This window comes from Enterovibrio qingdaonensis (assembly GCF_028683135.1).
In the GTDB taxonomy this organism is placed as follows: domain Bacteria; phylum Pseudomonadota; class Gammaproteobacteria; order Enterobacterales; family Vibrionaceae; genus Enterovibrio; species Enterovibrio qingdaonensis.
On sequence record NZ_JAJUBB010000086.1, the window covers coordinates 1 to 292 of the forward strand.

A 292-nucleotide genomic window follows, 5' to 3' on the forward strand; every position below is an offset into this window, starting at 1 on the left:
GAGATTTTATAACACTCAACACGACTATTACTGCGGTATCGATCTGCATGCGCGCATTCTTTATGTCTGTATCCTCGACTCTGCGGGCAACAAGGTGGTTCACAAGAAAATCGATGCCAACCCCGATGCACTCTTAGACATTCTCGCCCCCTTTCAAGATCAGATTGTTGTCGGTGTCGAATGCATGCATTGCTGGTATTGGGTCAGTGACCTTTGCCTCGATTACGCCTTTGATTTTGTGCTCGGCCATGCGCTGTATATGAAAGCTATTCACGGGGGCAAAACAAAAAAC

General features: G+C 46.9%; 1 pseudogene. It reads left to right on the forward strand.

Annotated features, from left to right (window positions below):
• Positions 1 to 292 (forward strand): annotated as a pseudogene (locus LRP49_RS25235) (IS110 family transposase); the annotation flags it as partial.